The sequence below is a fragment of the Bacillus sp. JK74 genome (genome assembly GCF_053663395.1).
Genome location: NZ_JBSJQB010000002.1, coordinates 156,464 through 179,561 on the forward strand (window position 1 = coordinate 156,464; position 23,098 = coordinate 179,561).

22 protein-coding genes are annotated in these 23,098 nt (G+C 47.0%); 7 read left to right on the plus strand and 15 right to left on the minus strand.

What is annotated here, in order from left to right:
• Positions 1–126 precede the first annotated feature (126 nt).
• Positions 127–885: an N-acetylmuramoyl-L-alanine amidase gene (locus tag ACWJJ5_RS05605; RefSeq protein ID WP_069013563.1), complete on the plus strand. Its 759-nt coding sequence runs from the start codon at positions 127–129 to the stop codon at positions 883–885.
• 49 nt (positions 886–934) lie between these two features.
• On the opposite strand, the gene ACWJJ5_RS05610 is transcribed toward ACWJJ5_RS05605, so the two are convergent.
• The 9 genes from ACWJJ5_RS05610 to ACWJJ5_RS05650 all read right to left on the minus strand — a co-directional run bounded on the left by ACWJJ5_RS05610 (position 935) and on the right by ACWJJ5_RS05650 (position 7,703).
• Positions 935–1,555 carry a hypothetical protein gene (locus ACWJJ5_RS05610; protein ID WP_436335854.1) on the minus strand — a complete coding sequence of 207 codons (621 nt, stop codon included), beginning with the start codon at positions 1,553–1,555 and terminating at the stop codon, positions 935–937.
• A 48-nt stretch (positions 1,556–1,603) separates the two neighbouring features.
• Positions 1,604–2,593 (minus strand): class 1b ribonucleoside-diphosphate reductase subunit beta, encoded by a 990-nt coding sequence (nrdF, locus tag ACWJJ5_RS05615; protein WP_024085331.1) that lies wholly within the window; start codon positions 2,591–2,593, stop codon positions 1,604–1,606.
• A 17-nt stretch (positions 2,594–2,610) separates the two neighbouring features.
• Entirely contained in the window at positions 2,611–4,713 is a 2,103-nt protein-coding gene (nrdE, locus tag ACWJJ5_RS05620) for a class 1b ribonucleoside-diphosphate reductase subunit alpha (RefSeq protein ID WP_003154060.1), read from the minus strand.
• Positions 4,673–5,065: a class Ib ribonucleoside-diphosphate reductase assembly flavoprotein NrdI gene (gene nrdI / locus ACWJJ5_RS05625; RefSeq protein WP_003154061.1), complete on the minus strand. Its 393-nt coding sequence runs from the start codon at positions 5,063–5,065 to the stop codon at positions 4,673–4,675. Before nrdI ends, nrdE begins: the two co-directional genes overlap by 41 nt.
• A 259-nt stretch (positions 5,066–5,324) precedes the next feature.
• On the minus strand, positions 5,325–5,540 hold the full coding sequence (locus ACWJJ5_RS05630) for a hypothetical protein (RefSeq protein ID WP_003154062.1): 216 nt from the start codon (positions 5,538–5,540) through the stop codon (positions 5,325–5,327).
• Positions 5,541–5,622: 82 nt separating this feature from the next.
• Complete coding sequence (locus ACWJJ5_RS05635) at positions 5,623–5,898, minus strand: YmzC family protein (protein WP_071391798.1); 276 nt, start codon at positions 5,896–5,898, stop codon at positions 5,623–5,625.
• A gap of 96 nt (positions 5,899–5,994) precedes the next feature.
• The gene (gene hfq, locus ACWJJ5_RS05640; protein ID WP_003154064.1) at positions 5,995–6,216 is read right to left on the minus strand and encodes an RNA chaperone Hfq; all 222 of its coding nucleotides are present in this window, start codon (positions 6,214–6,216) and stop codon (positions 5,995–5,997) included.
• A gap of 39 nt (positions 6,217–6,255) precedes the next feature.
• Positions 6,256–7,200 (minus strand): tRNA (adenosine(37)-N6)-dimethylallyltransferase MiaA, encoded by a 945-nt coding sequence (gene miaA, locus ACWJJ5_RS05645; protein WP_015388203.1) that lies wholly within the window; start codon positions 7,198–7,200, stop codon positions 6,256–6,258.
• Positions 7,201–7,298: 98 nt separating this feature from the next.
• Positions 7,299–7,703 (minus strand): YmaF family protein, encoded by a 405-nt coding sequence (locus ACWJJ5_RS05650; RefSeq protein ID WP_070081859.1) that lies wholly within the window; start codon positions 7,701–7,703, stop codon positions 7,299–7,301.
• 100 nt (positions 7,704–7,803) lie between these two features.
• Between ACWJJ5_RS05650 and ACWJJ5_RS05655 the strand changes: the two genes are divergently transcribed.
• From ACWJJ5_RS05655 to erbB, 3 genes are all read left to right on the plus strand, one after another.
• A complete protein-coding gene (locus ACWJJ5_RS05655) occupies positions 7,804–8,109 on the plus strand; it encodes a hypothetical protein (protein ID WP_015239898.1) in 306 nt (101 codons plus the stop codon).
• Positions 8,110–8,247: 138 nt separating this feature from the next.
• Positions 8,248–8,562 carry an SMR family multidrug efflux transporter EbrA gene (gene erbA, locus ACWJJ5_RS05660; RefSeq protein WP_071391801.1) on the plus strand — a complete coding sequence of 105 codons (315 nt, stop codon included), beginning with the start codon at positions 8,248–8,250 and terminating at the stop codon, positions 8,560–8,562.
• A gap of 16 nt (positions 8,563–8,578) precedes the next feature.
• The gene (gene erbB / locus ACWJJ5_RS05665) at positions 8,579–8,932 is read left to right on the plus strand and encodes an SMR family multidrug efflux transporter EbrB (protein WP_003154073.1); all 354 of its coding nucleotides are present in this window, start codon (positions 8,579–8,581) and stop codon (positions 8,930–8,932) included.
• 13 nt (positions 8,933–8,945) lie between these two features.
• Here the strand turns inward: erbB and ACWJJ5_RS05670 are convergent, their stop codons facing one another.
• The 3 genes from ACWJJ5_RS05670 to ACWJJ5_RS05680 form a co-directional block, all read right to left on the minus strand.
• On the minus strand, positions 8,946–9,398 hold the full coding sequence (locus ACWJJ5_RS05670; RefSeq protein ID WP_014305039.1) for an OsmC family protein: 453 nt from the start codon (positions 9,396–9,398) through the stop codon (positions 8,946–8,948).
• Positions 9,399–9,458: 60 nt separating this feature from the next.
• On the minus strand, positions 9,459–10,166 hold the full coding sequence (locus ACWJJ5_RS05675) for a poly-gamma-glutamate hydrolase family protein (RefSeq protein WP_003154076.1): 708 nt from the start codon (positions 10,164–10,166) through the stop codon (positions 9,459–9,461).
• A gap of 255 nt (positions 10,167–10,421) precedes the next feature.
• Positions 10,422–10,655 carry a hypothetical protein gene (locus ACWJJ5_RS05680; protein WP_058906034.1) on the minus strand — a complete coding sequence of 78 codons (234 nt, stop codon included), beginning with the start codon at positions 10,653–10,655 and terminating at the stop codon, positions 10,422–10,424.
• A 178-nt stretch (positions 10,656–10,833) separates the two neighbouring features.
• Between ACWJJ5_RS05680 and ACWJJ5_RS05685 the strand changes: the two genes are divergently transcribed.
• Both ACWJJ5_RS05685 and ACWJJ5_RS05690 read left to right on the plus strand, forming a co-directional pair.
• Positions 10,834–12,162 carry a S8 family serine peptidase gene (locus tag ACWJJ5_RS05685; RefSeq protein WP_436335848.1) on the plus strand — a complete coding sequence of 443 codons (1,329 nt, stop codon included), beginning with the start codon at positions 10,834–10,836 and terminating at the stop codon, positions 12,160–12,162.
• Positions 12,163–12,354: 192 nt separating this feature from the next.
• Positions 12,355–12,717: a hypothetical protein gene (locus tag ACWJJ5_RS05690; RefSeq protein ID WP_070081856.1), complete on the plus strand. Its 363-nt coding sequence runs from the start codon at positions 12,355–12,357 to the stop codon at positions 12,715–12,717.
• 33 nt (positions 12,718–12,750) lie between these two features.
• On the opposite strand, the gene ACWJJ5_RS05695 is transcribed toward ACWJJ5_RS05690, so the two are convergent.
• Together ACWJJ5_RS05695 and ACWJJ5_RS05700 are read right to left on the minus strand one after the other, a co-directional pair.
• Positions 12,751–13,506: a YoaK family protein gene (locus ACWJJ5_RS05695; RefSeq protein ID WP_070081855.1), complete on the minus strand. Its 756-nt coding sequence runs from the start codon at positions 13,504–13,506 to the stop codon at positions 12,751–12,753.
• Between the two features lie 60 nt (positions 13,507–13,566).
• A complete protein-coding gene (locus ACWJJ5_RS05700) occupies positions 13,567–14,001 on the minus strand; it encodes a NucA/NucB deoxyribonuclease domain-containing protein (protein WP_007611576.1) in 435 nt (144 codons plus the stop codon).
• Positions 14,002–14,289: 288 nt separating this feature from the next.
• Here ACWJJ5_RS05700 and ACWJJ5_RS05705 point away from each other — a divergent pair, with 288 nt between their 5' ends.
• Entirely contained in the window at positions 14,290–15,501 is a 1,212-nt protein-coding gene (locus ACWJJ5_RS05705) for a cytochrome P450 family protein (protein ID WP_102422503.1), read from the plus strand.
• A gap of 134 nt (positions 15,502–15,635) precedes the next feature.
• On the opposite strand, the gene ACWJJ5_RS05710 is transcribed toward ACWJJ5_RS05705, so the two are convergent.
• Complete coding sequence (locus ACWJJ5_RS05710) at positions 15,636–23,093, minus strand: beta-ketoacyl synthase N-terminal-like domain-containing protein (protein ID WP_454022280.1); 7,458 nt, start codon at positions 23,091–23,093, stop codon at positions 15,636–15,638.
• Positions 23,094–23,098 lie beyond the last annotated feature (5 nt).

Genomic DNA, 23,098 nt, shown 5'->3' on the forward strand with positions numbered 1-23,098 from the left:
CGGGAGGACAAACCATTTATTTTTATTTTCCGGGAAATGTTGGGTGTATCTCTCATTTTTTTCATGAATGACAGCCGTACAAGCACCTTTTGAACATCATCATATGCTGTAATGAGGTGATGGAGAATGGTTAAAATTTTTATAGACCCCGGTCATGGCGGAACTGATTCAGGTGCAACCGGAAACGGACTTCAGGAAAAAGCGGTCACGCTGGAGATCGCACTGGCTTTGCGCACGATTCTGACGAATGAGTATGAAGGAGTTTCTGTCACGATGAGCAGGACAAGCGATAAGACGGTCAGCCTGACGGAAAGAACGGATGCCGCCAACAGCTGGGGCGCAGATTATTTTTTATCCATTCATATTAACTCAGGAGGCGGAACCGGATTCGAAAGCTATATTTACCCCGGTGTCGGAGCGCCGACCTCGACTTACCAATCAGCCGTCCACACGCAAGTAATTCAAGCATCGGGTTTTAATGACCGCGGAAAAAAAACAGCCAACTTCCATGTGCTGCGGGAGACAAGGATGCCGGCGATTTTGACGGAGAATGGTTTTGTTGATACGTCAGCTGATGCAAACAAACTGAAAACAGCCAGTTTTATTGAAAGCCTTGCAAGAGGACATGCCAAGGGCTTGGAGCAAGCTTTCGGTCTAAAAAAAAAGGCTGACTTATATAAAGTGCAAATCGGCGCATTCAACGTGAAAGCAAATGCTGATGCGCTTGCCGCCGATGCGGTGTCTAAAGGTTTTGACGCGATTGTGCTTCCAAAAGGCGGCTTATTTAAAGTGCAGATCGGCGCATTCTCTTTCAGAGATTATGCTGAAGCGTTGGCAGCGCGGGCCGAAAAAGCCGGATTTGATGCCTTCATTGTGCAAGACTAAATGAAAAAACCCCTGCTCTCCCTTTTTTGGGACGAACGGGGGTTTTTTGTTATTGAAGTATATCGGCGACAAACTGAGACCAAGCTTCAAGACGCTGATACACATTTTCCTCTTTCAGTTCGCTCAGTTTCATCCAGCGCCCGGCGATTTGATCTTTTTCTTTCACTTCGACTTGTGCTGCAGGCGCTAACTGGAGCGCAGAAAGAATGCCGATATGCACCTTCCCTACATCGTTTTCATCATCATTGATCAAGCCGAGTGTGACAATGTTTTGTTTGTCCTCCTCGCGAATGTACAGTTCTTCCGCCAGCTCCCGGTCGGTGTTCTGTTTCAGCACTTCCGAAAATGAAGCCGCCCCTTCCATAGGGTTCATGTGTCCGCCGAAGCCGAGAGAAAGCTTATTATGGAGGCGCGATTCCCCTCCGCCCGCGAGCCGCTCATACACAAATACCTCATCATCACGGCGGATGACGACATACGGAATCGGCTGTTTAAATCGCGGGTCCTCTTCCGCGTCGCCTCTTCTGATTTCAAAAAAATGCGCCTCAATCTGAGCCATAATTTTTATGATACGTTCATCCTGGCTGTTGACTCCCTGAAATGTCAGCATTTCGTTTTGAAAGACGTCACTCCGCGGTGCAGCCAAGATGATTTCATCCATTTTATTCATGCCCGTTCCTCCTGTCTTACCTCTCCACTCAAGCCAAAAGAGCAGATATTATATCTGCTCTTCATCTTGGCCAAAATAAAAATCTTCGTCCTTAATCGGTTCTACCGTCGCCTTTTTGTAGCCGTTCCCTTTCATGGAGAAGAAATCATGTGATTTTGTTTTGGTGTTTAATCCGTTTAATACGATCGGATTAATATCCTCTTCTTCAAAGTAAGGATCGAACCCTAAGTTCATCAAAGCTTTATTGGCGTTATAGCGGATGAATTTCTTTACGTCATGAGACAGCCCGACTTGGTCGTAGAGATCCTCTGTATATTCAAGCTCATTGTGATAAAGCTCTTCTAAAAGCTCAACCGCAAATTCGCGAAGTTCCGCTTTTTTCGCTTCTGTTTGTTTATTGTATATTTCCTGTGCCAGCAGTCCGACATATACACCGTGGATCGCTTCATCACGAAGAATCAGGTTGATGATCTCGCCGCTTTGCATCAGTTTTCCCTGTCCGTAGAAATATAACGGATAATAGAAACCGCTGTAGAAAAGGAAGCTTTCTAAGTAAACCGATGCGACCATCGCTTTAAACAGTGAAATTTCATCATCTTTTTGAATGGCTTTGTAAAGCCCGACAATCATTTGCGCTTTTTTCTGCAAATATTTATTTTGTTTAACCCATTCAAATACTTCGTTGATCGTTTCAGTCGGAGCAAGCGTCATAAAAATATTTGAATATGATTTTGCGTGCACCGCGTTTTCCATCATCGCCATGAAATTAAGAACCGCTTTTCGCTGATGGCCCTCGACGTGCTCGGCCACAATCGGCATGCCTGTGTTCCCCTGCTCTGTATCAAGCAGTGTCAGGCCGGCGAGCACCTTCATGTACGTATCCTGCTCATTTTTACCCAAATACTTCCAAGTAAGAAGATCGCCGTTTAATGCGATCTCTTCCGGAAGCCAAAACTGCTTTACGTTTTGGTTGTAAAACATTTGGGTGAAATCATCTTCATGCTTTGACCAGTTTGCTGCGTCATAAATTTTTGTCACTGTTAACTCTCCTTTAATCAAACGACACAAGAAAGACAGCTGTCCTGCCCGGTATCTTTCGTTCTTGCATAGTAAATGGTTTTGATGCCTCTATGGTGGGCATACAGATCAATACGGTTCAGATCACGAGTTGTCATCGTATCTTTCAAAAACAGGGTAAAGCTGATTCCCTGATCGATATGCTGCTGGATTGTCGCGATCATATCCACCACTTTGAACATGTCCATATCATAAGCTTCTTTGTAGAAGAACCAGTTATTAGACGCTAACCCCGGCATCGGGTAATACGTTTTTGAATTTCCGTATGTTCTTTCTTCGATCCGTTCCATGATCGGCATAACGGACGCCGTGCTGGATTGGACATAGGAAATGGAGCCTGTCGGCGCGATGCACAGTCTGTAGCTGTGGTACATGCCGTTTTCGGCGACAAACGCCTTCAGCTCTTTCCAGTCTTCGATTGTCGGGATGTGCATGCCTTCAAAGAGCGCAGCGATTTTTTCGTATGCCGGTGAGAACTCTTTTTCGATGTATTTATTGAAATATTCTCCCGTTGCATAAGTGGAGCCTTCATAATGCTCAAACGTTTCGCCTTTTTCTTTCGCAAGCTCAGCTGAACGCTGGATGGAATAAAAGTTCACCATCATAAAGAACGTATTGGCGAAATCTCTTGCTTCCGGGCTTTCATAAGCGATGCCGTTTTGGGCCAGGTAGCCGTGAAGGTTCATGGCGCCTAAACCGATCGACTTCATCGCTTTGTTCGCGCGTCTGACTGCCGGCGCGTTGCGGATATCCGTCGTCTCAGATACATGAGTCAGGGAATCCGTCGCGAGTTTCACCGTGCGCTCAATCGATTTATGTTTCATGACATTCAGTATATTTAATGAACCAAGGTTGCAGGAAATGTCCAAGCCGATTTCGTCTTCCTCGTCATAATCTGTGTAAGCCGAAACCTGTGACGCCTGAAGCACTTCAGAGCAAAGGTTCGAGAATTTCACTTTTGATACGTGGTTATTCGCATGCTCTTTGTTTACGTTGTCCTGGAACATAATGTATGGATAACCTGACTCAGAACGGAGAACGGCAAGCTTTTCAAGCAATTTGCGCGCATTCACTTTTTCTTTTTTGACACGCGGGTTGTCGACAAGTTCCTCATACATCGCCGTCATGTCCATCTCATCCATATGCTGGCCGTATTCTTTATAAATCGTGTGCGGATAGAATACATAAGCCGCTTTGTCCTCACGTGCAAGCTCAACGAACTTATCCGGAATGACGACACCGATAGAAAGCGTTTTGACACGCACATCTTCATCCGCAGAAATCTTTTTCGTATCAAGAAAGTCATTGATATCGCGGTGGAAAATGTTTAAGTACGCCGCGCCAGAGCCTTGTCTTTGCCCCATTTGGTCAGCGTAACGGAACGCGTTATCAAGAAGCTTCATGACGCCTACAACGCCTTTTGTGGCATTCTCAACATCTTTAATCGCTTCACCTTTCGCGCGGAGCTTGGACAGATTAAGAGAAACCCCGCCGCCCAATTTAGACAGCTGCATGGAAATATCGATCGCCCGTGAAATATCGTTTAAGGAATCATTGACTTCGAGCAAGAAACAGCTCACAAGTTCTCCGCGGCGTTTTCTGCCGGCATTCAAAAATGTCGGTGTGCTTGGCTGATATTCCTGATTGATCATCAAGTTCACATATTCTTTTGCTTTCTCAGTGTCGCCGTTTGCGAAGAACAGCGCGACGATTGAGATCCGGTCCTCATAACGCTCGAGGATTTTTTTCTTGTCATTCGTTTTCAAAGCATAGTCATTATAGAATTTAAACGCACTCATGAAGGAAGGAAAACGAAACTTCTTAGCGTAAGCTGTCTTAAACACTTCTTTAATGTCTTCAAAAGAATAAAGGCTTAAGAATTCCTCTTCGTAGTATTGGTTTTCAATCAAATAATCCAGCTTCTCTTTTAAATCGTGAAAGAAAACTGTGTTTTGATTGATATAGTCTACAAAATAGCTATGTACAGCCTCTTTATCTTTATCAAACTGGAATTTTCCATCTTGTTGGATCATGATTTCGTTATTTAACTGGATCCATTTTGGCACTTGATTTTGTGACAACTCTTTCTACCTCCTGAGTAAACAATTCAACGTCTTTAGATGTGCCGCTGAGTTCAAATTTGTGCAAGATCGGCACCTGATATTGTCTAGAGATGGTATCGGCGCTTTTTGCAAAGTTATCGCCCCATACTTTGTTGCCGCTCGCAGCGACTCCTAATAAGAGATGGGCGTATTTTTCGAGAAATGATTGTGTTGATGCCGGTACCTGACCGAAGTTTGTCGTGTAGGTGACCAAAACAAACGGAGTGTCCACGTGGTCCGTTTCGTCCACCTTGCGGATCAGCTGAAAGTCTGTTTTATTCACAAAACGCTGAACATTCCCTGTCTTTGAATCAAATATGATTTGAACCATCCTTATCACGACCTATCAAAAATAATGAATCTCTTAACACTATATATAGTATACTAACCTCTCAGAAAAACACAACATATTGAGATCGATTTATAAAAAATTCATATTTTTGAAAGAGCGGACTTTGGCTCCGGCCCGATTAACGCCCAAAAAAGAGAGCAGAACGAGAATCATCTCTCATCCTACTCAAGGTGTCATGTGTAAGCCGATGTCTATCATAACATGAAAAAAAACTGCTTAGTAGTCTAGACTTTTATTCTTATTTTTTGTAAGAATCACATTTTTTTTCGCTTTCAACGGTTTCTTCAATCTCCACATCAGCACCGATTTCTTTCAGTACGGCTTTCAGAGCGCTTGTGATGGAAGCCTCTCTGATCAGTTCTTTGCCGTCAACGATGATGCTGGTTCCATATTCATAGCAGGAATCATCTTCACAAGTTTCTTCCCAATGGTTGATTATCACCTTGTGTTTCAATCGTCTCACCCTCTGCATGATCAATGTCAGTACTTAGTGTAGCTTGTGCGGCCCGCTTTGTAAATTCGAACGCTTGTGAAATTTATTCAAGCTCATCCAGCGCCGTTTCTTTTTTCAGTTCGATTTTATCCGTTTTTTCATCATAGCGGTATATTTTTAAGTAACCGTCCTCGACAATGCCGAAACGATTATGTTCCAGCTGCACCACGCCTTCTGTCTGCGGTTCGGCATCCGCCAAGCCGCCGTCATCATCCGTCACCACCGTCTCGTGATTGCTGCAAGCTCCAAACAGCAAAAAAACAGCGATCCAAACGAGCGTAATCCTGATTCTTCTCAGTTCATTTTCACTTTCGAACACGATTTTCCGTACCCCCTTTTATCTTTCCGATATACGGCCTGCAATATACAGACGCGCATAGAAAAAGACCATTGTTCATGGTCTTTGTCAAAAAGTCTATTCAAGCTCAAGCTGGACGTTTTTTTGCGGGGCGAACGTGGAGATGGCATGTTTATAAATAAGCTGCTGCTTCCCCTCCGTTTCGAGCAAAACGGTAAAGTTGTCAAAGCCTTTTACCTGGCCGCGAAGCTGAAAGCCGTTGAGTAAAAACACCGTGACGAACGTATTGTCTTTTCGGATTTGATTCAAAAACTGATCTTGAATATTAATCGGTTTCATGTTTCGTCCTCCTTGGTTCTCAATACAATACTGTTTCGATTAAATTTCCAGTTTTCCTGCTATGCACTCGAAAATTTCCTTTTTTTTCTGCTCAATATCAACAGGCGGCGTCATATCTGTCCATGAAACGGGCATTTTATTGCGAAACCAGGTCAGCTGGCGTTTCGCATATCGCCTTGAATTTTGTTTTAATTGCTCCACAGCCTGAGGGAGCGGCACTTTTCCATCAAGATATTCATACAGCTCTTTATAGCCGATTGCCTGAATCGATTGGCTGTCCCGGATATTCATATCATACAGCCGCTTTACTTCGTCAAGAAGGCCGGTTTCCAGCATCAGGTCAACGCGCTCGTTAATCCGGCCGTACAGCACTTCTCTGTCCATTGTAAGACCGATAAGAACCGCATTGTAAAGCAGCTCCCGTTTTTGGGTTTTAAGATGCTCTGACATTGTTTTTCCCGATACATGCAGGATTTCGAGCGCGCGGATGACTCTTCGCGTATTGTTTTGATGAATGGCTGCCGCCGCTTCCGGGTCGGCTGCCGCAAGCTTGGCATGAAGCGCTTCCGCCCCTTCTTCAGCCGCCAGTTTCTCCATGCGCTCCCGGAATACAGGGTCGCCGGAGTTTTCCGTGAACGTATAGTCATACAGCACGGACTGAATGTACAGACCCGTCCCCCCGACAATCATCGGCAGCTTTCCTCTACCGGCAATCTCGGTGATTTTTCCCCTTACCATTTTCTGATAATCCGCCGTTGAAAAAGTGTCGGACGGCTCCAAAATATCAATCAGGTGATGCGGCACGCCTTCTGTCTCTTCTTCGGTGACTTTGGCCGTTCCGATGTCCATCCCTTTATATACCTGCATGGAATCTCCGCTGATGATTTCCGCATTCAGCATTTTCGCGAGTCCGATGCTTAGTTTTGTTTTTCCGACTGCCGTCGGTCCGACGAGTATGACGACAGGCTGTTTTTTATTTTTCAATATGTATCACTCTCTTTTATAAATCTCCCCCTAATTATAGCATTCATTTCTTCAGGCACCTATCCATTTTGCCCTTTTTCCTGAGCGCTAAACATCCGCTACCACCCGATCGGCTCGTTTCCGACAACCTCTCTCGTTTTTCCTTTGAGCGTATGGCGGTGCGTTTTCCGTCCTTTCTCCCGCGGATCGTAAACGACGCCGCCGTGCTGGATCTGAATCGGCTCATTGTAGGCGGCAAAGGTGGTCTCTGAAAGCTCATGGTAATGTGTTCCGTCAACCCTCGGGATGGCAGGGCCGGAAATGCCGTAATACCTATGAAAATGGCCGTTTTCAAACGAGGTGATGCCCGTATAGAAATGTGTATGCTCATCTGTATTGCTGCCGTTCTCCGGCTGTGAAAAGCCTTCGATCACATGGTAATGCCCCTGCACTACATCCGTAACAGCCCGGTATGCGTGTGTGTGCGGAGGTTTTTTTGACCAATCGGACTGATACAGGCCCACAAAAGCTCACTCCTTTATTTTTTGATAAACGCCCAATCAAAAATTGGTGGGCTGAATACTCTGTTATCATCTCAAATTTATTCTTGGAGGTACCTAAATTATGAATGAAGAATACACATACGAAGCAGATAGTGATATGAGACAGTTTGGACGGCCCGGATTTGGGTTTGGACGGCCGGGCTTCGGGTTCGGGCGTCCCGGATTCGGATTCGGCTTCGGGCGGCCGGGTTTTGGTTTTGGCCGGCCTTGGTTTGGCCGCCCTTGGTTTGGCGGGTTCGGACGGCCGTTTGGTTTTTACGGCGGACCGTTTGTCGGAGGGCTTGTCGGGGGGCTTGTCGGAAGCGCTTTGTTCAATCCGTATTTGTACGGAGGTTACGGCTACCCTTACTATCCGTATTACTACTAAGACAATCAAAAAGGGCTCCTTTCAGGGGCCTTTTTATATAGGCCTAATGTCTTGACTTGGCGGGCAAAGTTCGGATATTATTTTATTTTACTGCCTTAAACAAAAGGCATAAGGATTATGATGAGAGGGGGATTTGATATGATTCTGGGTTATATCTTCCTCACAATTGCTATTTTATCAGAGTCAATCGGCGCGGCCATGCTGAAGGTCTCCCGCGGATTTACGCGGTTTTTGCCGAGCACGCTTGTAGTGGCAGGCTATTCATTGGCCTTTTATATGCTTTCACTGACACTGAATCTCATTCCGCTCAGCTTATCCTATGCAACATGGAGCGGAGCCGGAACGGTGCTCGCATCCATTATCGGAGCGAAATGGTTTCATGAAAAACTGGACAAGCAGGCCGTCATCGGACTTGTATTCTTATTAGCCGGTGTCATTCTGATGAATTGGTAGAAAGGAGAAACATGATATGAAAGGATTACTCTGCCTGGCATTAGCCATTGTATCAGAAGTGTTTGGAAGCACGATGCTGAAGCTGTCGGACGGTTTTACGCACTTATGGCCCGCTCTCGGCGTCATTGCCGGAATCGGAGCCTCTTTTATGTTTTTGAGCTTCTCTTTGAAAAGCCTTGATTTATCCGCCGCATACGCGACATGGTCAGGTGTCGGCACGGCTTTAACGGCAATTGTCGGCTTTTTTGTTTTTAAGGAAGCCATGACAGCCAAAATGATGATCGGGCTTATTTTTGTCATCACGGGCGTCATCCTGCTGAACCGTTCCAAGTCTCAAAAAGCTAAAAAAAATCAAACGGCCCGGAGCTGACCGTTTGAACTCGTCAAGCGCGGGCAGCTTTTACTTCAACCTCAAGCTCCATCTCCACGTTTCCTTGGACCGCTCGAGAAATCATACAGGAGGACTCCGCTTTTTGCGCTAACTTCCTGGCGAGCGTAAAGTCCGTTTCGGCTGCATCCGGCTTTAATAATATAAACGGGCGGTGAATGATTTTCTGGTACGTGAACACACCGTTCGTGACGTCTACAATTCCTTCAGATTCCATATGTAGATCTTCTTTATCCAGACCGCTTCTTTCCATCATCGCCGCAAGCGTTATAATATAACAGGTCGCGGCCGCTCCAAGCAGCATTTCATCAGGATTTGTGCCTTCTCCGGGTCCGTCCATTTCCTTAGGAATGGACACAGCCGTTTCCAGCCGGCCGCTTTTAATATCGCCGACGTCATTGCGATTTCCGGGCCAATTTGCTTTTAAATAAAAGTGATGTTTTGCCAAGGGACAAACCTCCTTTTTTTTCAGTTTACTCACCTTTCACTGGTTTGTCTTTTTTTAAGCTCACGAATACTCTTGATTGATCACTCTTTTTATCGTACGGACAAACCGGTAAAATTCCTCCGTTTTTGTGAATTCCCTTTCGCGGTAATCAAAATTATCAAAAAACGCTTCCCGCTGTTCTCTGCTGATCTCAAGCTGTATACTCAGCCCGGTTTGCGCCTGGTTATTGATATTTTCGGTGTCAACCCCGGCCAGACCGGTTTTTGAGGTTGCCAATTCTGCAGGAAATCCGTTTCGTTTGAGAGCTCTCACCAATTTTTTCGCCCGCTTCCGGTCGCTTCCTCCGACAAGAGTATTTTTCTCGTCGCCTTTATAACCGTGAACTGCGATAACATAATGGTGCTGCTTAATGCTTTCGACTGCTGAAGGCTCATCGAACTTGGTGCTCGTAATATGAAGAGTCTGGTTATCATGCGCTTTTAATCCCTCAAACAGGTAGGTTGAATAATCATCCCTGAAAGAGCGGACGATCTCGCTCACCCCGCCCTCAATTCTCCCTCCGTGCGGCGACATGATCAATACGGGGCTCCCCTTTCGCTTATTGTACGATATATGATAATCATCGGGGTCTTCATGTTCAGCCAGATCTTTAAAATCTGTGTATGTATCAGAAGAATTCGAGGGATCAGGGTCTGACGCATAATGAGCACATCTTATTAGTAAGACCATTGCTACGATAATGATGACATTAAGTAAAATTCTTTTCATCAGCTCTCCTTCTTTGCTCCTTTCTGAAAAATGAAATATTCATTATATGGATTTTTGTCAATAGGTCTTATCTTAACATTCTATTAACATTATCATCAGTGAAAAACTTCCCGGTTTCGAAAAATCAATGGATTGTCACGGTTCAAGCGCTCAAATGCCGGGCATCAGTGAAAAAAGGTTGAGAGAGGGCAAAAAAAAAGGGAGGAACGCCCGAATTTTCAGGGGCGGGAGATTCACGGCCGGAAACGGACGGCATCAAGAATACGCTTTTAAAAATGAATATCCGCCTCCCGAAGCAAATGCGCAGGACAGAATGGAGCCCGTCAAAAAAGTTCTCATCTGCCTTTTTGTACAGCAAAATGCCGTTACAGCCCGCTCATCCCCTTTTTTTATCATAATGGTCCGTTTTGAAACGGAGCCGTCTTTTTTCATATATATAATATCAATCGGAAGCTGTTTTTCCAAGGAGTGTCCCAATATGATGTTCATGTATATACCCCTTTCCGCCGGATTCATTATAAACGAACAAATGTTCCGACCCAACTCGATTTCTTCTCCTGAAAAAGCCGCAAGTAACCAGCGCTCCTGAAGGACAAACAAACTGACCGAACATACGGCCTGTTCATATGGTATAGAGAGAATCGCCAGAATGGGAGGAAAAGTATATATGTTTGGTTACTCAATGGTACAAATGGTGCGGTCAAATGCTCATAAGCTGGACTGGCCGCTCAGAGAAAACGTATTACAGTTATATAAACCTTTCAAATGGACACCTTGCTTTTTACACAATTTTTTCGAAAAAAAGGTGAAAAACAGAAAGAAAATGTCAGTCATCATTGAATTTGAAGAGGGCTGCCATGAATCCGGTTTTCACAGCACAGGACAGGTCTTATCAAAAGAAAAACGCTGCACTATAAAAAAGCAGTTTCAAACAATCAATTGCTGCAGCGCCGAAGTCACTCCGTCCGCCCTTCACATGCTTCTTTCGCAATGCCGGGATATCCGTAAAATCTATTTAAACCGTGAAGTAAAAGCTCTCCTTGATACGGCAGCTGAATCGTCTCATGCAAAAGAAGTGACCCGTAACGGCACCGTATTAACAGGAAAAGGCGTAACCGTCGCCGTTATTGATACCGGAATCTACCAGCATCCCGATTTAGAAGGCAGGATTATCGGATTTGAGGACTTTGTCAACCAAAAGACAGAACCGTATGATGACAACGGGCACGGCACCCATTGCGCCGGTGATATCGCAAGCAGCGGCGCTTCATCTTCGGGTAAATATCAGGGGCCGGCGCCGGAAGCCGATCTGATCGGAGTCAAGGTTTTAAACAAATCAGGATCAGGAACCTTGGCTGATATCATTGAAGGTGTGGAATGGTGCATACAATATAATAAAGAACACACAAAGAATCCGATCAGAATCATCAGCATGTCACTGGGCGGAGATGCGCTCAGATATGATAAAGAAACGGACGACCCGCTCGTCAAGGCCGTTGAAGAGGCATGGAATGAAGGAATCGTCGTCTGCGTCGCCGCGGGCAACTCCGGTCCGGAAGCTCAAACGATTTCAAGCCCCGGTGTCAGCGAGAAGGTCATCACGGTAGGCGCCTATGATGACAATGATACAGCCAGCAATGAGGACGATACGGTCGCTTCTTTCTCAAGCCGCGGCCCGACGGTGTACGGAAAAGAGAAGCCTGACATTCTTGCGCCCGGGGTCGATATCGTATCTCTCCGTTCTCCGCGTTCATATCTTGACAAATTACAGAAATCAAACCGAGTAGGCTCCTTGTATTTCAGTCTTTCGGGCACGTCCATGGCCACTCCGATCTGTGCGGGCATCGCCGCCTTAATCCTTCAGCAAAACCCGCAGCTTTCGCCTGACGAAGTGAAAACATTGATCAAACAAAGTCCGGATCAATGGACAAATGAAGATCCGAACATTTACGGAGCGGGCGCAGTGAACGCTGAAAACGCCGTGCCGAAAGAGTAACCTTTTTATCATGAGAACGGGGTCGTCTGCAGCGGCAGATGACTCCGTTTTTCAGGTGAATAGATGAAACATTTATAATGAAGGAACTCGGAACAGGTCAGAACCGGCTGTCAGAAAAAAAGATCAATGCAAGGCGGTGTATTTCTAAAAAAATAGGGAATAAGTATGGTGTAGATAAAAGGAGGAATCACAATGGCACTTACAAACACCGAATTGTCTGAATGGCTGCAAAAACAGATCGGACAAACGCTTGATATCAGAAAAGGAGAGCTGACAGACAGCCGAAACGAGATTTCTGATATGGATCAGATCATGCTTCACCTTGATGACGTTCTCGTCCGCCGGACAAACCATCCCGATGACTATGTAGCGGATGAAGAACTCGTCTTAAAAGGGCACGGCACAACCTATACGGTGGAAGGAAATGTCCCGCTTCCCCAAGATGCGTATGAAATTCCACTGCTCGGCGACATTACCATCCAAAAGGAGCAAGACGGATTAAAGGTACATACAGATCGGGCCGTGTATACAATCGGGACCCGGAAAGAGCAATAAAAAGAAAAAACGCCCTGAATCAGCGGCGTTTTTTTATTGGTTTTTTTCTTCAGAATATCCGTGGAACATCGTGAATGCGCAAAGCATAATGCCTAAAATAATGATAATCGGGAGCCAGATCACGGCAAACTTATAATCCGGTTCGGCAAAAGCGCCTATGACCGCCCCAAAGCAATACAGAACCAAGGCAAGCGCGCGCAATACAGCATCTCTCGTAAACTGCTTCCGCTTGTCCGCTTTGTAAAACCTTGCGGTGAGATCTTCAAAAAAATTAGCGAGCGTTCCCGTTAATACGGTCGTGGAAATCCCCGCTACACCAAGTTTTCTCGCGGCTGTCGTCTGCATTCCCATTGCGAAGCTGAGCAGCATAATCAGCACATAAACAGAAATGGCATCTGCAAAAAAGCAAGAGAACAAAGCAAACAGCAGCAAAACAGCTCCTTCAATAGCTAAAGCGGCAGTTACCGCAGGGGGCCAGAATGATTTCTTTTTATTGCCCACAAGCAAGGCCGCGGCAATAACGCCGGCAATAAATCCGATTAACGAGGTTAACGATTTGAGTACGGCAAGGTGCCATGAGTTGCCGATCGCCAGGCCGAACAGAACGATATTCCCCGTCATATTGGCGGTAAAGATATGTCCCAGGCTTAAATAACCGATCACATCCACAATTCCCGCTGTTAAACAAAGAAGTAAAAGTGCAATATTTCGGTATGTAGTCACTGTCAATGTGATCCAATCCTTTCTCATGCTGATTCCAACATATAAGTTTACTCTTCGCCATTTCATATGTCCAGCCGGCGCGCCGCTTTTTCAAAGCATAAAAAAAACTCCGGCGAACCGGAGAAGTTACTGAACGATAAATAATACTCTCGTGCCGTCGGAATAGCCGCTCATTTGATTTCCAACCCATGAACCGGCCCCGCGGTTATCCGACGGGGTTACATATCTGATATCAGCCCCCGCCCCGCCTTCTGTGCAGACTGCCATGGGCCATTCATCACGGTCAAACCCGGGCTTTGTCGGAATTCCTTTCAATGATTCTTTCCTTCTATTCTCCGCTCCGCCCCGATCAATTGTACAAATCTCAGAATGACCTGCCGAAATGGCGTCTTTTATATGATTTCCCGTCTCTGGATATTTTGACAGCGGGAAATACAGCACCTGATCGTATCGGGATGCGGCACGAGCAGCACTGTCCGAATGGATGCCGGCGCCCGTAAGGCCGAACTGAAGAGAGATCACCAAAAGCAGACTTGCCGCCCATTTCATAAACGCATTCATTCACATCCTCCTTAAGAAGTTGATATGAAGCGTAAATATGTATATTAGCCGGATTTAACACACATGATGAATTGGCAAAAAAAGTTTGCTGTTTTGTTGATAATTAACGAAAATGGCGGCTTTACGATTTATCTATTGAACCGGCTTCTGTTTCCTTATATATTTTAGACATACTTATGAGCCGTTGTGATCAGTGTCTTCGGCAGATAAAAGGAGGAATGCCGTCCGGTCGGCAGGCACCGGCTGTTGGTTATGTCTTTTCAAAAACATGAAGGCGGGGAAATCCAGATGGAAAAAACAATGTTTCACCCACACTCACCCGAGTTTCACGAAGACCCTTTTGCGGTTTTAAGCAGATTCAGAGAGCAGGACCCCATACATAAATTCGAACTGCAGCGTTTCGGAGGCACCTTTCCGGCATGGCTCATCACGCGTTATGATGATTGTATGGCGTTTTTAAAAGACGGCAGAATTACGAGAGATGTAAGACGGGTCATGCCGAAGGAGCTGATCGCAAAGCTGAATGTCAGCGAAGATATCGATTTTGTCTCAGAGCATATGCTGGCAAAAGACCCTCCGGATCATTCACGTCTTCGATCTTTGGTGCATCAGGGGTTCACTCCCCGGATGATTGAGCAGCTTCGCACCGGGATAGAGCAGATCACAGAAGAGCTGCTGGATGAAATGGAAACAAAAGCAGACCCTGATATTATGAGAGATTTCGCGGCACCCCTTCCGTTTATCGTCATTTCCGAGCTGCTCGGAATTCCGAAAGAGGACCGCGCCAAATTTCAAGTGTGGACTAACGCGATGGTTGACACGTCAGAAAGCGGACAAGATGCGACCAACCAGGCTCTCAAAGAATTTAAACAATATATGAAAACACTGATCGAAGATAAAAGAAAACATCCGGCTGAAGATCTGACAACCAAGCTTATTTACGCTGAAGAGGACGGCCAAAAGCTGAGTGAATCAGAGCTGTATTCCATGCTGTTTTTGTTAGTCGTTGCCGGGCTTGAAACAACGGTTAACCTTCTCGGCTCCGGCACCCTGGCGCTTCTTCTGCACAAAGACCAGATGGAGAAGATAAAGCGGCAGCCCGAAAATATCCAGACGGCGGTCGAAGAGCTTTTGCGGTATACCTCTCCCGTCATCATGATGGCGAATCGATGGGCGCTTGAAGATTTCACCTATAAAGATGTTTCTATTAAAAAAGGCGATATGATATTTATCGGCATCGGTTCAGCCAATCGGGACCCGGAATATTTCGATGATCCTGATACATTAAATATAGCGAGAACACCGAACCGTCATATCTCTTTTGGATTCGGCATTCATTTTTGTCTCGGGGCTCCGCTCGCCCGGATGGAAGCATCCATTGCCTTTACTTCGCTTTTAAAACGGTTCCCGAATATAGAGCTGAAAGGCGCGCCCGAGGATGTAACATGGAGAAAAAACGTGTTTTTGAGAGGGCTTGAAACATTGCCTGTCAGATTTTAATATCGCCCCCTGTTTATCGGGGGTTTTTTTAATGTCTTATAAACAGGAAATCAATATAATAGTGAATATTTAGTACATAATGAATTTAGTTCTATGTATAAAAAAAACGGCCGGATTGCTCCGGCCGTTCTCTATTACCGTTTTACCAACTCATTTGTTTCGTCCAGCTTTTTTCTGAAAGATTTAAGGAAATTTGCGCTTATCGTTCCTTTGTTTGCGTACAGTTTTTCGCAGAATGCCTTAATGGCGTTTTGCGGCTTTGGTTCCGACAGCATTGTGACATGATTGGAGGAGTGGACGTCCAGCAGGTGAAAGTGTTTCATCTGGTGTTCCCATTCTTTCCAATACGCATCATGGTCTAACGGAATTTGTTCTTCTTCTGCTGTCAGATAACGTTCAAGATCTCCGAGGAACAAACCGCTTTTATTACGGAAGTAGTAGCATTGCAGCGCTTCCGGATGAGGCAGCGGCTTCATGTCATACTCTTCCATTCCGTAAGCGAGCTGCGTCTTCATCATTTGCTCCAGCTGCATCCGGATCGCTTCTTCGGATTTTGGCAGACCGCGCTTTTTGGCAAGGCCGATCAATTCTTTCAATACTTCTTCTTCCTCAGCCTGGACGGTAATGTCTTCTCTGCTGATTAATGCCTCTTCAAGGTTTTCAGGCTTAAGATATGCCGTAAGCATCGTATTGATCGTTTGCAGCATGACTGACTTAACAGATGGTTTTCTTTCTTTCCATTTTTCACTGTACGGGGTGTCGATCATGACGGCGCTTTTTACTGTATGACCTTCCTCCTGCAAGAGGCGCGCGGTTTCATATGCAAGCATTCCGCCCAAGGAATATCCGCCGAGGTCATAAGGGCCTTTCGGCTGTACCGCTTGGATGATTCTCATATAAGAAGCGGCCGTCTCTTCGATTCCTTGCAGCGGCTCTTTCCCTGTCAAACCTCTTGCCTGGATGCCGTAAAAAGGACGCTGACTCTTTTTGGCGAATGGCTGGTATGCTTCAACGCCTCCTGTTCCGCCGTGAAACCAAAAAACAGGACGGCCTTTTTCTCTTTCATTCAGCTTGACGAGTTCGGGAAAATTCCGGCCCGCCTCATGCGGTTGGTTCGTTTTTAACAGCATGCCGATCTCCTGAAGAGTGCTGCATTTCTGAAGAGCTTCCAGACTGATGCGGCTGTCTCCGTCCTCAAGTTTTTTCAGCAGCTGAATACAGGAGATTGAATCGAATCCGTATTCAGTCAGCGGCTTATTTTGATCAATTTCCGCTGCCTTCATCCCCAAAATGTCAGCCACAATGTCAGCTGCGCTCTCGCGGCGGAGCTGAGGGTCCTGGGAAACCGGTGCAAGGCTGATCTCTTCTGGCTGACCGCCGTTCCAATACTTGTGGTGTTCAAAAGGATATGTCGGAAGCGGCACTCTTTGAACAGATTCGCCTTGGTGGAGTCTGTCCCACGGTATATCCGCTCCTTTCACCCAGCAAAATGCAAGCTTTTCCAGATTGTTTTCAGCCAACAGCGTCTCCGTGACGACTGTACCGAGAGTCCCTTCCAGTAAAACGCCGATATCTCCTGATCCAGTCTGCTGACTGCCTGTAAAGAAGCTTTTCATTCCATTGCTTTCTTCGGAAAATGCTCTGTACTCTTTCAGTTTTTCCAGCAATTCATCTTGATTGCGGGCAACGAGTGCCAAGCGGCAGTTCATCGCCTCACGGCCGGTCTGAAGCGTATAAGCAATATCCCGCAATGACGGAGTATCTCCAGTTTGCACAAAATCAGCCAGCTGACCTGCGGCCGCCTTAAGACGCCCTTCGCTCTTAGCAGAAAGCACGATAAGCTGCGGGTCATGCTCAGATTCTTTGTCTTTATGGCTCGGGCTGTACTGTTCCAAGACGACATGCGCATTCATGCCGCCGAAGCCATAGCTGTTAATTGCGGCCCGGCGCGGGATCGGTCTGCCCGTATGGTCGGTGAGCTGTGTCCATTCCTGATTGTCTTCGGTGAAACGGAAGCGGCTTTTTTGAATAGCCATTTGCTCATTTGCAGCTGTAAATCCGGGAATGCCCGGGATGGTATGATGCTTCATGGCCATCGCTACTTTTATAAGGGCGGCCAGTCCGGAAGCGAGTTCGCCGTGCCCGATGCAAGGTTTCACGGTGCTGATATAACAAGGCGTGCTTTCCTCTTGATTTGCAGACTCGCCGTAACCCGCTTTGATTGCATTAAACTCCAGCGCATCTGCCATTTCGGAGGCAATGCCGTGCGCTTCAATATAAGTGACGGTTTGCGGATCAACATCGGTGTCTTCGTACGCTTTTTTCATCGCGGCCTTCATTCCCGCCGGATTCGGTGCGTGAAGCGACATGCCTTTACCGCCGTGAGACACTCCTGTTCCTTTAATGACCATGTGAATATGATCGCCGTCTTCAATTGCCGCCTCAAGCGGTTTGATGATGATCACGCCCGCCCCTTCGCTTCTGACAAAGCCATCCGCATCTTTTTGGAACGATTTCGCCCGGCCGTTTTTGCTTAAATATCCCATTGAGTCAAAACCGATAAAACCTTTCGGCGATTGCAGAATATTGGCGGCGCCCACGACAGCCTGCTCACATTCGTTATGACGGATTGATTGAACCGCCCTGTGCAATGCCACCAGCGTTGACGTGCAGGCAGCCTCGTAATATTCACTCGGTCCTTGTAAATTCAAGGCATATGATATCCTGTTCGGAATGATGGACGGAATGGCTGTTCCATTGTTCGGATCGCTGTTGCCCGCGGCAACGAAAACGCCTGTCGTCCTGCTTGATAATGCCTTATTTGTCAGGCCCGCATCCTCCATTGCCTTCCATGTATGCATCAAAAGCAGAAACTGCTCCGGCCCCATTTGTGATGCCTCTTTAGGAGAAATTCCGAAAAAGAGCGGGTCAAATTCTCCGACACCGTCAATAAAACCGCCCCATCTGAGACTCGTGTCATTCTCATCGCCGGCGTAACGGCGCCAGTCCCAGCGGTCCGCCGGAATTTCGGTAATACAGCGATCCCCGTTTACGATGTGCCCCCAAAAAGACTGGATATCCGGGGATTGCGGAAACTGAGCTGACATACCGATAATCGCGATTCCTTGCTTGACATCGGCGTTTTCACAAGGCGTATGCTGTTTCTTCGGTAAAGTGCGCTCTTCTGTTTCCGTGACCCCAGCCTCTTCTGAATGCTTATGATCGGCAAGCAATTGAGAAAACTTGCTCTCATATGCTGACGCGAAGTGGCGGGTCAGCTCCTCCGCCGTCGGATACTCGAAAAACAATGTTGGATTCACATCGATGTCCGCCTCTTGGCCGATCTCTTTTGTCAGCCCGATCAGACTCGCTGAATCAAGTCCCAATTCCATGATATTCGCGTCAGAACGAAGAGAGGACGCGGGTTCATCCATCATCTTGGCGAGCTTGCCAAGGACGTAGCTGCGGATATCATCTGTCAGACTGCCGGCAGAAATCGGTGCTCCCGCATTCTTAACAGCCGTTCGGGCCGGCTGATTCATCTGTTCGGTTTTCGGGCGGAACCGTTTCAGGGCATAGCCTTCAAAACGCATCACCACTTCCGATCGGCTGCTGATGACATCTGCGTTAATCAGAATCATTTCCCCCGTTTGTTTGGCCAGCTTGATGTGCAGCCAGCAATCGGTAAGATTTTCCGGGCTGCTGAAGGTGACGGAATTAATGCCGAACGGCAGATAGCTTTCCGCCTCTGTTTGGTCCAATAAAGAAAGCGAGGCCAAGTAAGCACTGTTGGCGATTAACGGATTTATGGCATAATGATGCGCTTGTTGTGAGTCGCTATTGTTCAGGTTCACTTTCGCTAAAACGGCATCAGTGCCTTTGTACAGGCGGGTGATCGTTTTAAATTCTTCTCCCCACACGACGGTTCCCGTTCCGTCTCCGTATAACTCATCTATCCGGCCCACTTCCCGGTATGAGCGCTGAATGGCCGCCAGATCCGCGTGCTGCTTTTGAAACGGATACGGGCTGCACTCGGCATACGCCGCTATGCTCCAATCAGGAGACGTGCGGCTGCGGTGCATTATGCTCAGTTCAAATCCATCCCCGTTTTGTTTCGATTCTGTTTTCAGCTCGATGCGATCGCCTTTTTTTACGGTAATGGGGCTGACGTAATTCAGTTTTTTAATATGTCCTCCCTCTGCTTCAGGAAAAAGATCACAAAAATGATCGACTGCCAGACTGTTATATGTAGCGCCGACGAGTACCGGTTCTCCGCTGAATTGATGCCCTTTCACGTATGGGTCGTCATCACTGTATACCGCCTGAACGCCGGCAGCGTTTTCTGATTCACCGAAATGAAAAGAAGTCCCGTGGTCAAAAGCGTAGGCCGGCAGATGAACGGCGTGCTCTTGCTGCAACTGATCAAACGTGATATTCTCTCCTTTTTCCCATTGCCGCGCACGCCTGCCGATATCAGAATCGGAGAAATTGAGATTCCGCTGATCCATGCGGTAAGCGGCCAGTTTTTCCGACAGTTCCTGAACGGAAGCAGCCGTAAATGCCGCCCGATACTCCGGATGATGCGTTCTTTTTTGCAGCGCGGATGCGATGGCGGCCGGATGAAGAGATGGCGTCTTTTCTAAAAAGGCCGCCAGTCTCTCAAGATAGGCTTCAAAACTCCATTTTGTTTTCGCTGACACAGGGAAAATATATTCCTCATTGCCGTGACGGGCATGATTAGAATTCGGATTGATATATTCTTCTACGATGAGATTTGCATATGCCCCGCCTGCCCCGAAGGAATTGATCATGCTTCTCCGCGGTATGATGTCTCCCGTCTCGGCATCCTTCAGACGCTCCCAATACTCGGTTTTCTCCTGCAGGTAAAAGGCCGTTTGTTCAAGCGCGATATTCGGATTTTGCGGTTTTGCATTAATGGTTGGAACTAATGTTTCCCGCTCCATTTGCAGCAGCACTTTCGCGAGCTGGGACATCCCGGAGGCCGCCTCTAAATGGCCGAGATTTGACTTGACGGATCCAAGCGCGCAAAATCGTTTTTTATCGGTATATTGCGAGAACGCGTTTGTCAGGGCAATGACCTCAATCGGATCTCCCAATACAGAGCCGTTTGCCGCTGATTCAACATAACTGATTGTTTCCGGATTGATTCCGGCCTTGTCAATGGAAGCCGCCATGAGCTTCGCCTGCTGTTTCGGATCCGGAGCCGTGTACATCTGCCTTCCGCCGCTATGGCACAACGCGCTGCTTTTAATGATCCCGTAAATATGGTCTTTGTCGGCAACCGCTTTGGAGAGCGGCTTCAAGAGCACTGCTCCGACTCCTTCTCCCGGCATCAGACCCGTGCCGGTTCCGAAGCTTTTGCTTTCACTTCCCTGTTCAAGCAAATTCGCCCGATCAAGCGCATCATATTTAGACGGTTCAAGCGTGAGATTGACCCCTCCGGCAATCGCCATGGAACAGCTGTTAAGCTTCAGGCTTTCACAGGCGAGATGAATGGCGCTCAGTGAGCTGGAGCATGCGGTCGTAACGCCCATGCTCGGACCCGTTAAATTGAAAAAGTGAGAAATGCGGTTGGCGATATGCCAATCCCCTCCGTTAGAGCTGAGCGCAGCTTTTTCCAATGACGGGATATTCCAGAAATATTGATTGTACATACTGCCCATAAATACACCGATCCCGCTGTCTGATTCCTGCCATTCGTTTACTCTTTCTAACGAGTAGCCGCCGTTTTCAAATGTTTCCCATACGGTTTCAAGGCTTAGACGGAGCTCAGGCGTCATCTCCATCACATGGTCTTCCCGGATGTCAAACAAGTGATGGTCAAAAGCGTCAATATGCTTCAGAAATCCGCCGTACCGTGTTTTGCGTTCTTCTTTTCGTGTTTCTTTTGCCATCGTTTTCAGAAGACCGGACTTCCATCTGTTTTCCGGAGCTTCCGTAATACAGCTGTCTCCGGCTTTTAAATGCTCCCACAGCTCATCGAGGGTTTCAGACTCGGGATAGCGGCCGCTGATGCCGATAATGGCAATGTCGTCATGATCTGAGCGATTATCGGTGACGGTTTCTGTTTCCGGCTTTGGCGCTTTTGGCTCTTTTTGTTCAGTGATAAATCGCCGCGTTTCCGTGACAAGCGGCACCGGTTCATTCATTGCAGGTTCCGGATGCTCCGTTTCAGGAGGCGCTTGATCGGCTCCGAATGCCTGTTGCAGCTTATCCGGGTAAGTTTCCAGCAAATACTCGGCAAGTTCTTTCGTATTCGTGTGTTCAAATAAGACCGTTTTCGGCAGCTCGCCCGTCAATGTTTCCAGTTCACGGATAAAATTCACCTGCAAAATGGAGTCGATGCCGTATTTTTCAAAGCTGGTTTCCGGCTGAATGCGCTCGGGAGCAAGCTTTATGGACTTGGCTAACGTTTCTTTTATGAATTGCACCGTCCGGTCTGTGACTGAGAAAGACGGTTCTGTGAAATCAGCCGGCTCTTTGGAAGCCGCAATTTCTTCAACCGCCGGCGCGTCCGGCTGCTTTTGCCTGATGACGCCGTCGCTTTCTGCCGCCACGATCTGCTGGCCGAGGTGATGTGACGATTCCGCCATAAATGTAACGTACCGATATCCCTCGCTTTCCAGCGCAGACTGCCATGCTTCAGGATACAGCCCAGGGCATCCGGGAATACGCAGTTTGGCGTCTTCATACAGCCACCAGCCTTCCAAAAGACCGAATGTCAGATGAGAATAAACCGAATGGCTGCTGATCTCATTTAATAGCAAAATCCCATTCTTTTTAAGCACCGCTTTGGCATTGCGAAGTGTCCGCCGAATATTTTTTGTCGCGTGAAGCACATTTGCCGCAATTACCGCGTCATATGCACCCGTCTCTATACCCTGCAAAGCCGGGGGCTCTTCCACATTAAACCGCTTATAAGTCAAATACGGATTGTCGGGACCGTATTCTTTTTCAGCATGCATGAAAAAGGCCTTTGACAGATCGGTGTAGCAATATTCTTTCACATGAGGTTTGACCTCTTTTAATCTTTTGAAAACGGCCGCGCTCGTCCCGCCCGTCCCCGCTCCGATCTCTAATATCCGGATTTCCGCGTTCGGGTCTTCTTTCAGGCGTTCTTCAATGAAAGCCGTCAATGTGTCAGCGAGCACCTCATTAAAGTAGTCTGCCGTTTCATTGTTTTTATAGATTCCTTCAACCAATTCCATTGAGGAATCAGGAAACAGAACATCAGTGGCAGAAACTCTGCCGGATAAAATATCCGGCAAAGCTCTGAGAGCGGTCTCCACTAAGGTGATCATCGCCCGTTTGCTGCTGTCCTTGAGTAAAGGAGCTTTCTTTTCATCCCATTCTTGCCACAGAACGTCCGCACGCTCTATCGGACCCGTTAACACATACGTACTGCCAGACTGTTTCAAAAAGCCTTTTTGCACCAAGATGGAGATGCTTTCTTCCAGCCACCTGCCGTAAAACCCCTGCATGACAGGCTGCGTTTCGTTTTCCGTAAAAAATCCGACAGATTTCAGCTGGCCTGCCAATAGTTTGTAAAGAAGATCTTCAGTGTTTTGCAAAGCCG

What these genes read in the sequence shown, in the direction of transcription:
- ACWJJ5_RS05605 (WP_069013563.1), top strand. Translation starts at nt 127, where the DNA reads ATGGTTAAAATTTTTATAGACCCCGGTCATGGCGGAACTGATTCAGGT.
- ACWJJ5_RS05610 (WP_436335854.1), bottom strand. Translation starts at nt 1,555, where the DNA reads ATGAATAAAATGGATGAAATCATCTTGGCTGCACCGCGGAGTGACGTC.
- nrdI (WP_003154061.1), bottom strand. Translation starts at nt 5,065, where the DNA reads ATGGTTCAAATCATATTTGATTCAAAGACAGGGAATGTTCAGCGTTTT.
- hfq (WP_003154064.1), bottom strand. Translation starts at nt 6,216, where the DNA reads ATGAAACCGATTAATATTCAAGATCAGTTTTTGAATCAAATCCGAAAA.
- ACWJJ5_RS05655 (WP_015239898.1), top strand. Translation starts at nt 7,804, where the DNA reads ATGAATGAAGAATACACATACGAAGCAGATAGTGATATGAGACAGTTT.
- erbA (WP_071391801.1), top strand. Translation starts at nt 8,248, where the DNA reads ATGATTCTGGGTTATATCTTCCTCACAATTGCTATTTTATCAGAGTCA.
- erbB (WP_003154073.1), top strand. Translation starts at nt 8,579, where the DNA reads ATGAAAGGATTACTCTGCCTGGCATTAGCCATTGTATCAGAAGTGTTT.
- ACWJJ5_RS05675 (WP_003154076.1), bottom strand. Translation starts at nt 10,166, where the DNA reads ATGAAAAGAATTTTACTTAATGTCATCATTATCGTAGCAATGGTCTTA.
- ACWJJ5_RS05680 (WP_058906034.1), bottom strand. Translation starts at nt 10,655, where the DNA reads ATGAACATCATATTGGGACACTCCTTGGAAAAACAGCTTCCGATTGAT.
- ACWJJ5_RS05685 (WP_436335848.1), top strand. Translation starts at nt 10,834, where the DNA reads ATGTTTGGTTACTCAATGGTACAAATGGTGCGGTCAAATGCTCATAAG.
- ACWJJ5_RS05690 (WP_070081856.1), top strand. Translation starts at nt 12,355, where the DNA reads ATGGCACTTACAAACACCGAATTGTCTGAATGGCTGCAAAAACAGATC.
- ACWJJ5_RS05695 (WP_070081855.1), bottom strand. Translation starts at nt 13,506, where the DNA reads ATGAAATGGCGAAGAGTAAACTTATATGTTGGAATCAGCATGAGAAAG.
- ACWJJ5_RS05700 (WP_007611576.1), bottom strand. Translation starts at nt 14,001, where the DNA reads ATGAATGCGTTTATGAAATGGGCGGCAAGTCTGCTTTTGGTGATCTCT.
- ACWJJ5_RS05705 (WP_102422503.1), top strand. Translation starts at nt 14,290, where the DNA reads ATGGAAAAAACAATGTTTCACCCACACTCACCCGAGTTTCACGAAGAC.